Raw genomic sequence first — 12,021 nt, 5'->3', positions numbered from 1 at the left:
GACGACTGGGGGCAGTAATCATGCCGGGTCTGGCTGGCTAACACCCCATTATAAGGGGTACGAATAAAGTAACGGGGGCATCAACCGGCTGTTTTAATGCTTCGGCGTAATCGGCAGACCAGCCAACTCGCACCAGAAACACGGGCTGACCGCTGGCGCGAAATTTCGCCGCCAGCTTCCCGGCGCGATTAACTACCTCATCGGCAGTATGTGGACCACCGGCAAAAGGTAAGATGCCTTCTTGTAAATCGATCACCACCAACGCAGTGGTTTTAGCATTAAGTTCAAGCATGCTGACTCCTGAAAAAACAAAATCGTGCCTCACACCTTAATGCGATTAGCCGATGGCGGAACGACAAATTTTGTTAATTTTTATGAGTTCGGGCAACACCTTTATAGCAAACTGGCGTAGAGTCTGATTTCAGGCCCGATATAAAGTGGTAACGAGGCGTTCCAGCGCGGGCCAGGCTCTTACGGTGCGGCAGAATTTCCAGTATAATAGCCGCCTTTTTTCATTCAGTTGTGACATACAGCTAACGCTGCGACTTGGTCACCTGCGCAGCAGGGGGCATCCGCCGGCAGCTAAGTTAAGGGATATCTCATGCGTACAGAATATTGTGGACAGCTCCGTTTGTCCCACGTGGGGCAGCAGGTGACTCTGTGTGGTTGGGTCAACCGTCGTCGTGATCTTGGTAGCCTGATCTTCATCGATATGCGCGACCGCGAAGGTATCGTGCAGGTATTTTTCGATCCGGATCGTGCGGACGCGTTAAAGCTGGCCTCTGAACTGCGTAATGAGTTCTGCATTCAGGTTACGGGCACCGTACGTGCGCGTGACGAAAAAAATATTAACCGCGATATGGCGACCGGCGAAATTGAAGTGCTGGCGTCCTCGCTGACTATCATCAACCGCGCAGATGTTCTGCCGCTTGACTCTAACCACGTCAACACCGAAGAAGCGCGTCTGAAATACCGCTACCTCGACCTGCGTCGCCCGGAAATGGCGCAACGCCTGAAAACCCGCGCTAAAATCACCAGCCTGGTGCGCCGTTTTATGGATGACCACGGCTTCCTCGACATCGAAACTCCGATGCTGACCAAAGCCACGCCGGAAGGCGCGCGTGACTACCTGGTGCCTTCTCGTGTGCACAAAGGTAAATTCTACGCACTGCCGCAATCCCCACAGTTGTTCAAACAGCTGCTGATGATGTCCGGTTTTGACCGTTACTATCAGATCGTTAAATGCTTCCGTGACGAAGACCTGCGCGCTGATCGTCAGCCTGAATTTACTCAGATCGATGTGGAAACTTCTTTCATGACCGCGCCGCAAGTGCGTGAAGTGATGGAAGCGCTGGTGCGTCATTTGTGGCTGGAAGTGAAGGGCGTGGATCTGGGCGATTTCCCGGTAATGACCTTTGCGGAAGCAGAACGCCGTTATGGTTCTGATAAACCGGATCTGCGTAACCCGATGGAACTGACCGACGTTGCCGATCTGCTGAAATCTGTTGAGTTTGCAGTATTTGCGGGGCCAGCGAACGATCCGAAAGGCCGTGTTGCCGCTCTACGTGTTCCGGGTGGCGCATCGCTGACCCGTAAGCAGATCGACGAATACGGTAACTTCGTTAAAATCTACGGCGCGAAAGGTCTGGCTTACATCAAAGTTAACGAACGCGCGAAAGGTCTGGAAGGTATCAACAGCCCGGTAGCGAAGTTCCTTAATGCAGAAATCATCGAAGCCATCCTGGATCGTACTGCCGCGCAAGATGGCGATATGATTTTCTTCGGTGCCGACAACAAGAAAATTGTTGCCGACGGGATGGGCGCACTGCTCCTGAAAGTGGGTAAAGACCTTGGTCTGACCGACGAAAGCAAATGGGCACCGCTGTGGGTTATCGACTTCCCGATGTTTGAAGACGACGGTGAAGGCGGCCTGACGGCAATGCACCATCCGTTCACCTCACCGAAAGATATGACTGCTGCAGAACTGAAAGCTGCACCGGAAAATGCGGTGGCGAACGCTTACGATATGGTCATCAATGGTTACGAAGTGGGCGGTGGTTCAGTACGTATCCATAATGGTGATATGCAGCAGACGGTGTTTGGTATTCTGGGTATCAACGAAGAGGAACAGCGCGAGAAATTCGGCTTCCTGCTCGACGCCCTGAAATACGGTACTCCGCCGCACGCAGGTCTGGCATTCGGTCTTGACCGTCTGACCATGCTGCTGACTGGCACCGACAATATCCGTGACGTTATCGCCTTCCCGAAAACCACGGCGGCAGCGTGTCTGATGACTGAAGCACCGAGCTTTGCTAACCCGACTGCACTGGCTGAGCTGAGCATTCAGGTTGTGAAGAAGGCTGAGAATAACTGATATGACTCAAATACACGAAATCATTCGCGTTGCATCAAGGCGGCAACTGAGTGAACTCCCATGAGCATAGATAACTATGTGAATGGGATGAGCGAAGGCAGTCAACGAAGAGGCAGCGTGAAGGATAAAGTGTATAAGCGTCCCGTTTCGATCTTAGTGGTCATCTATGCACAAGATACGAAACGGGTGCTGATGTTGCAGCGGCGTGACGATCCCGATTTCTGGCAGTCGGTAACCGGCAGCGTGGAAGAGGGTGAAACCGCGCCGCAAGCTGCCATGCGCGAAGTAAAGGAAGAGGTTACCATTGATGTTGTCGCTGAACAACTGACCTTAATTGACTGTCAGCGCACGGTAGAGTTTGAAATTTTTTCACATTTACGTCATCGCTATGCGCCGGGCGTGACGCGTAATACGGAATCATGGTTCTGTCTTGCGCTTCCGCACGAGCGGCAGATCGTTTTCACTGAACATCTGGCTTACAAGTGGCTTGATGCGCCTGCTGCGGCGGCGCTCACTAAGTCCTGGAGCAACCGGCAGGCGATTGAACAGTTTGTAATTAACGCTGCCTGAACAGGCAGGGCTATCTGGAGATATTTTTATGGCAGGTCATAGTAAATGGGCCAACACCAGACATCGTAAAGCTGCGCAGGATGCTAAGCGCGGTAAAATCTTCACTAAAATCATTCGTGAGCTGGTAACCGCGGCTAAGCTGGGCGGTGGCGATCCGGACGCTAACCCGCGTCTGCGTGCGGCGGTGGATAAAGCACTGTCTAACAACATGACCCGTGACACACTGAACCGCGCAATTGCACGTGGTGTGGGCGGTGATGATGATGCAAACATGGAAACCATCATCTACGAAGGTTACGGTCCTGGCGGCACGGCAATCATGATTGAATGTCTGTCTGACAACCGCAACCGTACCGTTGCTGAAGTGCGTCACGCATTCAGCAAATGTGGCGGTAACCTCGGCACTGACGGTTCCGTAGCTTATCTGTTCAGCAAAAAAGGCGTGATCTCCTTCGAGAAAGGCGACGAAGACACCATCATGGAAGCAGCTCTGGAAGCAGGTGCTGAAGACGTTGTGACATATGATGACGGCGCGATTGATGTCTACACTGCATGGGAAGAAATGGGTAAAGTGCGCGACGCTCTGGAAGCGGCAGGTCTGAAAGCAGACAGCGCGGAAGTTTCCATGATCCCGTCCACCAAAGCTGATATGGATGCAGAAACCGCGCCGAAACTGATGCGTCTGATCGATATGCTGGAAGATTGCGACGACGTGCAGGAAGTTTACCATAACGGTGAAATCTCTGATGAGGTTGCAGCGACTCTCTGATGATGCCTGCTAAACAGCAAAACGGAGACGCGTGATGGCTATTATTCTCGGCATTGACCCGGGTTCGCGCGTGACCGGCTACGGCGTCATCCGCCAGGTAGGTAGGCAACTGTCCTACCTGGGTAGCGGATGCATACGCACCAAAGTGGATGATTTACCGTCTCGTCTGAAGCTCATCTATGCGGGCGTGACGGAAATCATCACCCAGTTCCAGCCTGATTATTTCGCCATTGAACAAGTCTTTATGGCGAAGAACGCTGACTCAGCCCTGAAACTGGGCCAGGCGCGCGGCGTGGCGATTGTTGCGGCGGTGAATCAGGAATTGCCGGTATTTGAATACGCGGCACGTCAGGTAAAGCAAACGGTGGTAGGTATGGGTAGTGCCGAAAAAAGCCAGGTGCAGCATATGGTCCGCACCTTGCTGAAACTGCCCGCTAATCCACAGGCGGATGCCGCCGATGCGCTGGCGATTGCCATCACCCACTGCCACGTTAGTCAGAATGCGATGCAGATGAGCGAATCGCGGCTGAACCTGACGAGAGGGCGACTGCGTTAAGTTATACCGCCTCGGTCAGTTCCGGCTGAGGCGTTTCAACTCCCTCCGCGTGAATCAACACCAAACCCGGATGATGCCACAAACTGGCTGGCGTGACGGTTTTACGCTCCCACGGAATAGAACCTAAGAACCAGAATTTCCAGAAAGTGAGTTTTGCATTCGGATTGCTATTTAACAGTTGTCCAAACGTCTCTATTTCACCCACCGGAATACATAGCGCCTCTTTATAAATATCAAAGACAAATTTTGAACAGAACTGGCGCGAAGATTCGTATTTAAAACCCGTGTGGTAAAGTTTGCGTAGCCGGGAGGGAACCTGTTCAACAATTCGTTGTTTTTGTTGTTCTGTCAGCCCAGCGTCTAATCGCTTTATAGCATAGCGTTGATTAGACGAACGTTTAATAAAACGAGATAGCGTGGTGATGGTTGAAAGGGGAACCCGGCTTTCTGCAACCAGGAAGTCTTCACCGTTATGACCGATAATGATCCCGACGTGATTACTCCAGCAATTTGATGCAGCTGATATTTGACCAAATAAGGCAGCACCTATACATGTAAAGACGATATCTCCAATTTCATATTCAGCAGGGTAATTAATATTCACGTTGTCATTCCATTGAAATAGATACAAATATACGTAATAGCATAAAAAAATTATTTTTCAGGAGTCGCAATGTATATTTTTATTACGCATTTCTTCACTGAATATGTAATATTCAAATATTTGCTTCCAATATAACCTGTTGAATAAATTATACTGTGCCATTTTTCAGATCATCGGGACACCTCGCAAGTTTTCTTCATCCTTCGCTGGATATCTATCCAGCATTTTTTTATCATACAGCATTATCTTTGATTCATTACGCAGGAGCGTCATGTGATAGGCAGACTCAGAGGCATCATCATTGAAAAACAACCCCCGCTGGTGTTAATTGAAGTGGGCGGCGTAGGCTATGAAGTGCATATGCCGATGACCTGTTTTTATGAACTCCCTGAAGCGGGTCAGGAAGCGATCGTTTTCACCCACTTTGTGGTGCGTGAAGACGCGCAACTGCTGTACGGTTTTAACAATAAACAAGAACGCACGTTGTTCAAAGAGTTGATCAAAACCAACGGCGTCGGCCCGAAGTTGGCCCTGGCGATCCTCTCCGGAATGTCAGCGCAGCAGTTCGTTAATGCCGTTGAGCGTGAAGAAGTGGGGGCACTGGTGAAACTGCCGGGTATTGGCAAAAAAACCGCCGAACGCTTGATTGTTGAAATGAAAGACCGATTTAAAGGTTTGCATGGCGATCTCTTTACGCCAGCCGCCGACCTGGTACTCACGTCTCCTGCTAGCCCGGCGACCGACGATGCTGAACAAGAAGCAGTTGCCGCGCTGGTGGCGCTAGGCTATAAACCACAAGAAGCAAGCCGCATGGTGAGCAAAATCGCTCGCCCTGACACCAGCAGTGAAACATTAATTCGCGAAGCCCTACGCGCCGCGTTATGAGGTAAAGGATGATTGAAGCAGACCGTCTGATTTCTGCCGGTACCACTTTGCCGGAAGATGTAGCAGATCGCGCCATTCGCCCTAAATTACTGGAAGAGTATGTTGGTCAGCCGCAGGTTCGTTCACAGATGGAGATTTTCATCAAAGCAGCGAAACTGCGCGGCGATGCCCTCGATCATTTGTTGATTTTTGGTCCTCCGGGGTTGGGTAAAACTACGCTTGCCAACATTGTCGCCAATGAAATGGGCGTTAATTTACGCACGACTTCTGGTCCGGTGCTGGAAAAGGCGGGCGATTTGGCTGCGATGCTCACTAACCTTGAACCGCATGACGTGCTGTTTATTGATGAGATCCACCGTTTATCGCCAGTTGTTGAAGAAGTGCTGTACCCGGCAATGGAAGACTACCAACTGGATATCATGATTGGTGAAGGTCCGGCGGCACGCTCCATTAAAATTGATTTGCCGCCGTTTACCCTGATTGGCGCAACCACGCGCGCAGGTTCGCTGACATCACCGTTGCGCGACCGTTTTGGTATTGTGCAACGTCTGGAGTTTTATCAGGTGCCGGATCTGCAATATATCGTCAGTCGCAGTGCACGCTTTATGGGGCTTGAGATGAGTGATGACGGTGCGCAGGAAGTAGCTCGTCGCGCTCGCGGTACGCCACGTATTGCCAACCGTCTGCTGCGTCGAGTGCGTGATTTCGCCGAAGTGAAGCACGATGGCACCATCTCGGCAGATATCGCTGCTCAGGCGCTGGATATGTTGAATGTCGATGCTGAAGGTTTCGATTATATGGACCGCAAATTGTTGCTGGCGGTAATCGATAAGTTCTTTGGTGGGCCGGTAGGTCTGGATAACCTGGCGGCAGCCATTGGCGAAGAACGTGAAACCATTGAAGATGTACTGGAACCTTATTTGATTCAGCAAGGCTTTTTGCAGCGTACACCGCGCGGGCGTATGGCGACGACGCGGGCGTGGAATCACTTTGGCATAACGCCGCCAGAAATGCCGTAAGTCGGATTGGTCGCTCGCGCCGCATCCGACACTGGCAGTGTGTCTGATGCGACACTGTTCGCGTCTTATCAGGCCAGCCAGAGATAGCGAACCGTAGGTCGGATAAGGCGCTCGCGCCGCATCCGACAAATGTGTTCAGCGATAGATTAGCTGGCCTGCTTTTTCATCATACTGATAATAAATAACAGTGCCGCACATAGCACCACCGACGGACCCGCCGGCGTATCGTAAAACGCGGAAAAGGTTAAACCGCCAGTTACTGCCACCATCCCCACCAAAACAGCGACACCAGCCATCTGTTCCGGCGTACGGGCAAAGCGACGCGCAGTAGCTGCAGGAATAATCAGCAACGAAGTAATAATCAACGCACCGACAAATTTCATCGCTACACCAATCGTCAATGCCGTCACCAGCATCAACAACAATTTCACTTGCTGTAATTTCACACCATCAACAAACGCCAGATCCGGGCTAATCGTCATCGACAGCAAATTGCGCCATTGCCAGAACAAAATAGCCACCACGATGACCACGCCAATCGCAATAGAGATGAGATCTTCTGGCGTCACTGCCAGTAAATCACCGAACAGGTAAGCCATCAAATCAACACGAATGTTAGACATCAGACTAACGACCACTAGGCCCAGCGACAGGGCACTGTGCGCCATAATCCCTAATAACGTGTCGATCGCCAGCTGTGGACGCTTCTCCAGCCATACCAGACCGCCCGCCAGCAGCAGCGTAACGGCAATCACCGCATAGAATGGATTCACGTCCAGCAACAAACCAAACGCGACACCAAGTAATGAGGCATGAGCCAGCGTATCACCGAAATAAGACATACGACGCCAGACTACAAACGAACCCAGCGGACCCGCGGCACAGGCGAGCATGATCCCGGCTAACCAACCGGGAAATAATAATTCAATCATGAGCGATCATTTCCCCGACGCAAAACAATTCGTCCCTGTAAATCGTGACGATGATTATGATGATGGCGATAGATACCCAGTTGTTCAGCACCACGAGGACCAAACATTGAAATAAACTCCGGATGCAGGGAAACAACTTCCGGTGTGCCGGAACAACAAATGTGGTGATTCAGGCACAGCACTTCATCGGTTTTTGCCATCACCAGATGCAGATCGTGAGAAACCATTAAAACGCCACAATCCAGTTCACGACGCAACTGGTCAATAAGGTCATATAACGCCACTTGGCCATTTACATCCACGCCTTGAGTGGGTTCATCCAGCACTAATAATTGCGGGCAATTTAACAATGCTCGCGCTAATAGTACACGCTGCGTTTCGCCACCAGAGAGCTTTTGCATCGGTGCGTTAATCAGGTGCCCGGCCTGGACACGTTTCAGTGCAGGCAAAATATCTTCTTTATGTGTACCAGGGCGTAAGCGTAAAAAACGGTTTACGGTCAGTGGCAACGTGGTGTCGAGATACAGCTTCTGCGGTACATAGCCGATGCGCAGTTTTCCGTTGCGCTTGATAACCCCTTCATCGGGTGTTACCAGCCCGAGCACTACCCGTACCAGTGTCGACTTACCTGCGCCATTTGGCCCAAGTAAAGTCAAAATTTTTCCAGGTTTAAGTTCCAGCGACACATCAGAGAGGACGCGGCGTTGGCCAAAAGAAACCGAGACATTTTCCAGGGAAACCAGACTTGTCATGTTAATTTTAGTCTTGCAGTAGTCATGAAATGTTATAATATCACACTTCTCATATTCATTACGATGATTGGTCGCATTATGTTACATAAAAAAACGCTTCTTTTCGCAGCATTATCCGCCGCTCTCTGGGGAGGTGCAACACAGGCCGCAGATGCCGCCGTTGTCGCTTCGCTTAAACCCGTTGGGTTCATCGCTTCTGCCATTGCTGATGGTGTAACAGAAACGGAGGTTTTACTGCCTGACGGCGCTTCAGAACATGATTATTCACTGCGTCCATCGGATGTAAAACGCTTACAGAACGCGGACTTAGTCGTTTGGGTTGGCCCGGAGATGGAAGCGTTTATGCAAAAACCGGTAAGCAAATTACCAGAAGCGAAGCAGGTAACGATTGCGCAGCTTGAAGATGTGAAACCGCTACTGATGAAAAGTATTCACGGCGATGATGATGATCACGACCACGCGGAAAAAAGTGACGAAGATCACCATCACGGCGATTTCAACATGCATCTTTGGCTTTCCCCAGAGATAGCGCGGGCTACAGCGGTTGCAATCCATGGAAAATTAGTGGAACTTATGCCGCAAAGTCGAGCCAAACTTGACGCCAACCTGAAGGATTTTGAGGCACAATTGGCCTCAACCGAAACGCAGGTTGGTAACGAGCTCGCGCCGCTCAAGGGGAAAGGTTATTTCGTTTTTCACGATGCTTACGGCTATTTCGAAAAACAGTTCGGACTGACACCGCTTGGTCATTTTACCGTTAACCCTGAGATTCAACCTGGCGCGCAGCGTTTACATGAAATAAGAACACAGTTGGTTGAGCAAAAAGCAACCTGCGTTTTTGCTGAGCCACAGTTCAGGCCAGCGGTCGTTGAGAGCGTCGCACGAGGGACATCCGTTCGTATGGGAACGTTGGATCCCCTGGGGACGAATATCAAACTGGGTAAAACAAGCTATTCAGAATTCCTGAGTCAATTAGCCAACCAGTATGCGAGCTGCCTGAAAGGAGATTAATGAGGAAGTGATTACGTGCAACAGATAGCCCGCTCTGTCGCCCTGGCGTTTAATAATTTACCGCGACCACACCGCGTTATGTTGGGGTCGCTCACCGTTCTTACTCTGGCCGTCGCTGTCTGGCGGCCCTATGTTTATCACCGTGATGCCACGCCAATTGTCAAAACCATTGAGCTGGAACAGAACGAAATTCGTTCGCTCTTACCTGAAGCCAGTGAGCCGATTGATCAAGCTGCACAAGAAGATGAAGCCATTCCCCAGGACGAACTGGATGACAAAATCGCCGGTGAAGCGGGCGTGCATGAATATGTTGTTTCCACTGGCGATACGCTAAGCAGCATTCTCAATCAGTATGGTATTGATATGGGTGATATCACCCAACTTGCTGCTGCCGACAAAGAATTGCGTAACCTGAAAATCGGTCAACAACTCTCCTGGACATTAACCGCGGACGGCGAACTGCAGCGCCTCACCTGGGAAGTGTCTCGTCGTGAAACCCGAACCTATGACCGTACTGCCGCTAACGGTTTTAAAATGACCAGCGAAATGCAGCAAGGAGAGTGGGTTAACAATCTGCTGAAAGGTACCGTCGGAGGGAGCTTTGTTGCCAGCGCCAGAAACGCCGGTTTAACCAGCGCCGAAGTGAGCGCAGTGATTAAAGCCATGCAGTGGCAAATGGATTTCCGCAAACTGAAAAAAGGCGATGAATTTGCGGTATTAATGTCTCGAGAAATGCTTGATGGTAAACGTGAGCAAAGCCAGCTGCTGGGCGTACGTTTGCGTTCAGAAGGTAAAGATTATTACGCAATCCGCGCTGAGGATGGCAAATTCTACGATCGTAACGGTACTGGTCTGGCGAAAGGATTCTTGCGATTCCCGACGGCGAAACAGTTCCGTATCTCGTCTAACTTTAACCCGCGTCGAACTAATCCGGTGACAGGTCGCGTTGCACCACACAGAGGTGTTGATTTCGCCATGCCACAAGGTACGCCAGTGCTTTCAGTGGGTGACGGTGAAGTGGTGGTTGCCAAACGCAGTGGCGCAGCAGGTTATTATGTGGCTATTCGTCATGGTCGCAGCTACACCACGCGTTATATGCACTTGCGCAAGATTCTGGTGAAACCGGGACAGAAGGTGAAACGTGGCGACCGTATCGCGCTTTCCGGTAATACCGGACGTTCAACTGGGCCGCATCTGCACTATGAAGTATGGATAAACCAGCAGGCCGTAAACCCGCTGACGGCAAAACTGCCGCGTACCGAAGGGCTGACCGGCTCCGATCGTCGCGAATTCCTGGCGCAGGCCAAAGAGATTGTGCCGCAGCTACGGTTTGATTAATTAACATCCATTCGCAGCCGGTACGCAGTCAGTACCGGCTTTTTTTATTTGGTGCGGGGCAAGTTGTGCCGCTACACTATCACCAGATTGATTTTTGCCTTATCCGAAACTGGAAAAGCATGGAAACGAAAAAAAATAATAGCGAATACATTCCTGAGTTTGATAAATCCTTTCGCCACCCGCGCTACTGGGGAGCATGGCTGGGTGTAGCAGCGATGGCGGGTATCGCTTTAACGCCGCCAAAGTTCCGTGATCCCATTCTGGCACGGCTGGGACGTTTTGCCGGACGACTGGGAAAAAGCTCACGCCGTCGTGCGTTAATCAATCTGTCGCTCTGCTTTCCAGAACGTAGTGAAGCTGAACGCGAAGCGATTGTTGATGAGATGTTTGCCACCGCGCCGCAAGCGATGGCAATGATGGCTGAGTTGGCAATACGCGGGCCGGAGAAAATTCAGCCGCGCGTTGGCTGGCAAGGGCTGGAGATCATCGAAGAGATGCGGCGTAATAACGAGAAAGTTATCTTTCTGGTGCCGCACGGTTGGGCCGTCGATATTCCTGCCATGCTGATGGCCTCGCAAGGGCAGAAAATGGCAGCGATGTTCCATAATCAGGGCAACCCGGTTTTTGATTATGTCTGGAACACGGTGCGTCGTCGCTTTGGCGGTCGTCTGCATGCGAGAAATGACGGTATTAAACCATTCATCCAGTCGGTACGTCAGGGGTACTGGGGATATTATTTACCCGATCAGGATCATGGCCCAGAGCACAGCGAATTTGTGGATTTCTTTGCCACCTATAAAGCGACGTTGCCCGCGATTGGTCGTTTGATGAAAGTATGCCGTGCGCGCGTTGTACCGCTGTTTCCGATTTATGATGGCAAGACGCATCGTCTGACGATTCAGGTGCGCCCACCGATGGATGATCTGTTAGAGGCGGATGATCATACGATTGAGCGGCGGATGAATGAAGAAGTCGAGATTTTTGTTGGTCCGCGACCAGAACAATACACCTGGATACTAAAATTGCTGAAAACTCGCAAACCGGGCGAAATCCAGCCGTATAAGCGCAAAGATCTTTATCCCATCAAATAAAAAAGCCTCTCGCGAGGAGAGGCCTTCGCCTGATGATAAGTTCAAGTTTGCTTCAGAATATTCGAAATCTGTTGAACTATCATTGAACTATAGGCCGGATGTGGCGTTTTCGCCGCATCC

13 protein-coding genes and 1 pseudogene are annotated in these 12,021 nt (G+C 50.9%); 10 read left to right on the top strand and 4 right to left on the bottom strand.

All coding sequences use genetic code 11. The annotated features are described in order from the left end of the window. Positions 1 to 73 precede the first annotated feature (73 nt). Positions 74 to 292, bottom strand: a pseudogene (locus ABZJ92_RS12150) (isochorismatase family protein); the annotation flags it as partial. A 309-nt stretch (positions 293 to 601) separates the two neighbouring features. On the opposite strand from ABZJ92_RS12150, the gene aspS reads away from it, so the two are divergent. The 4 genes from aspS to ruvC all read left to right on the top strand — a co-directional run bounded on the left by aspS (position 602) and on the right by ruvC (position 4,269). Beyond that, positions 602 to 2,374, top strand: coding sequence for an aspartate--tRNA ligase (gene aspS, locus ABZJ92_RS12145; RefSeq protein WP_001258670.1), 1,773 nt, complete (start codon positions 602 to 604; stop codon positions 2,372 to 2,374). 117 nt (positions 2,375 to 2,491) lie between these two features. Continuing rightward, complete coding sequence (gene nudB / locus ABZJ92_RS12140; protein WP_001300367.1) at positions 2,492 to 2,944, top strand: dihydroneopterin triphosphate diphosphatase; 453 nt, start codon at positions 2,492 to 2,494, stop codon at positions 2,942 to 2,944. Positions 2,945 to 2,972: 28 nt separating this feature from the next. After that, positions 2,973 to 3,713, top strand: a complete 741-nt coding sequence (locus ABZJ92_RS12135) for a YebC/PmpR family DNA-binding transcriptional regulator (protein WP_000907248.1) — start codon at positions 2,973 to 2,975, stop codon at positions 3,711 to 3,713. A gap of 34 nt (positions 3,714 to 3,747) precedes the next feature. Continuing rightward, positions 3,748 to 4,269, top strand: a complete 522-nt coding sequence (ruvC, locus tag ABZJ92_RS12130; RefSeq protein WP_000974712.1) for a crossover junction endodeoxyribonuclease RuvC — start codon at positions 3,748 to 3,750, stop codon at positions 4,267 to 4,269. 1 nt (position 4,270) lies between these two features. On the opposite strand, the gene ABZJ92_RS12125 is transcribed toward ruvC, so the two are convergent. Beyond that, on the bottom strand, positions 4,271 to 4,873 hold the full coding sequence (locus tag ABZJ92_RS12125; protein WP_001024930.1) for a YebB family permuted papain-like enzyme: 603 nt from the start codon (positions 4,871 to 4,873) through the stop codon (positions 4,271 to 4,273). A gap of 69 nt (positions 4,874 to 4,942) precedes the next feature. Here ABZJ92_RS12125 and yobI point away from each other — a divergent pair, with 69 nt between their 5' ends. From yobI to ruvB, 3 genes are all read left to right on the top strand, one after another. Next, entirely contained in the window at positions 4,943 to 5,008 is a 66-nt protein-coding gene (gene yobI, locus ABZJ92_RS12120) for a stress response small protein YobI (protein WP_001386853.1), read from the top strand. A gap of 138 nt (positions 5,009 to 5,146) precedes the next feature. Beyond that, positions 5,147 to 5,758 carry a Holliday junction branch migration protein RuvA gene (gene ruvA / locus ABZJ92_RS12115; protein WP_000580324.1) on the top strand — a complete coding sequence of 204 codons (612 nt, stop codon included), beginning with the start codon at positions 5,147 to 5,149 and terminating at the stop codon, positions 5,756 to 5,758. A gap of 8 nt (positions 5,759 to 5,766) precedes the next feature. Continuing rightward, entirely contained in the window at positions 5,767 to 6,777 is a 1,011-nt protein-coding gene (gene ruvB, locus ABZJ92_RS12110) for a Holliday junction branch migration DNA helicase RuvB (RefSeq protein WP_000568525.1), read from the top strand. A gap of 146 nt (positions 6,778 to 6,923) precedes the next feature. Here ruvB and znuB read toward each other — a convergent pair whose 3' ends face one another. Both znuB and znuC read right to left on the bottom strand, forming a co-directional pair. Continuing rightward, positions 6,924 to 7,709 (bottom strand): zinc ABC transporter permease subunit ZnuB, encoded by a 786-nt coding sequence (gene znuB, locus ABZJ92_RS12105; RefSeq protein ID WP_000571470.1) that lies wholly within the window; start codon positions 7,707 to 7,709, stop codon positions 6,924 to 6,926. After that, entirely contained in the window at positions 7,706 to 8,461 is a 756-nt protein-coding gene (znuC, locus tag ABZJ92_RS12100; RefSeq protein ID WP_000202992.1) for a zinc ABC transporter ATP-binding protein ZnuC, read from the bottom strand. Before znuC ends, znuB begins: the two co-directional genes overlap by 4 nt. A 78-nt stretch (positions 8,462 to 8,539) precedes the next feature. Here znuC and znuA point away from each other — a divergent pair, with 78 nt between their 5' ends. The 3 genes from znuA to lpxM all read left to right on the top strand — a co-directional run bounded on the left by znuA (position 8,540) and on the right by lpxM (position 11,901). Beyond that, a complete protein-coding gene (gene znuA, locus ABZJ92_RS12095) occupies positions 8,540 to 9,472 on the top strand; it encodes a zinc ABC transporter substrate-binding protein ZnuA (RefSeq protein ID WP_001342995.1) in 933 nt (310 codons plus the stop codon). A gap of 15 nt (positions 9,473 to 9,487) precedes the next feature. Continuing rightward, positions 9,488 to 10,810, top strand: coding sequence for a murein DD-endopeptidase MepM (mepM, locus tag ABZJ92_RS12090; RefSeq protein ID WP_001184045.1), 1,323 nt, complete (start codon positions 9,488 to 9,490; stop codon positions 10,808 to 10,810). A gap of 119 nt (positions 10,811 to 10,929) precedes the next feature. Then, positions 10,930 to 11,901, top strand: a complete 972-nt coding sequence (gene lpxM, locus ABZJ92_RS12085) for a lauroyl-Kdo(2)-lipid IV(A) myristoyltransferase (RefSeq protein WP_000448385.1) — start codon at positions 10,930 to 10,932, stop codon at positions 11,899 to 11,901. The last annotated feature ends 120 nt before the right edge of the window (positions 11,902 to 12,021 follow it).

Origin of the sequence: Shigella sp. FJ200513, assembly GCF_040495915.1 — a bacterium.
Taxonomy (GTDB): domain Bacteria; phylum Pseudomonadota; class Gammaproteobacteria; order Enterobacterales; family Enterobacteriaceae; genus ECMA0423.
The sequence above is the reverse complement of the archived record's forward strand: the minus strand, read 5'-3'. Positions and strand labels throughout refer to the sequence as shown.

Excerpts from the sequence above, each read along its gene's own strand:
- znuC (WP_000202992.1), bottom strand. The coding sequence starts at position 8,461 with ATGACAAGTCTGGTTTCCCTGGAAAATGTCTCGGTTTCTTTTGGCCAA.
- aspS (WP_001258670.1), top strand. The coding sequence starts at position 602 with ATGCGTACAGAATATTGTGGACAGCTCCGTTTGTCCCACGTGGGGCAG.
- ruvC (WP_000974712.1), top strand. The coding sequence starts at position 3,748 with ATGGCTATTATTCTCGGCATTGACCCGGGTTCGCGCGTGACCGGCTAC.
- znuA (WP_001342995.1), top strand. The coding sequence starts at position 8,540 with ATGTTACATAAAAAAACGCTTCTTTTCGCAGCATTATCCGCCGCTCTC.
- znuB (WP_000571470.1), bottom strand. The coding sequence starts at position 7,709 with ATGATTGAATTATTATTTCCCGGTTGGTTAGCCGGGATCATGCTCGCC.
- lpxM (WP_000448385.1), top strand. The coding sequence starts at position 10,930 with ATGGAAACGAAAAAAAATAATAGCGAATACATTCCTGAGTTTGATAAA.
- ruvB (WP_000568525.1), top strand. The coding sequence starts at position 5,767 with ATGATTGAAGCAGACCGTCTGATTTCTGCCGGTACCACTTTGCCGGAA.
- ABZJ92_RS12135 (WP_000907248.1), top strand. The coding sequence starts at position 2,973 with ATGGCAGGTCATAGTAAATGGGCCAACACCAGACATCGTAAAGCTGCG.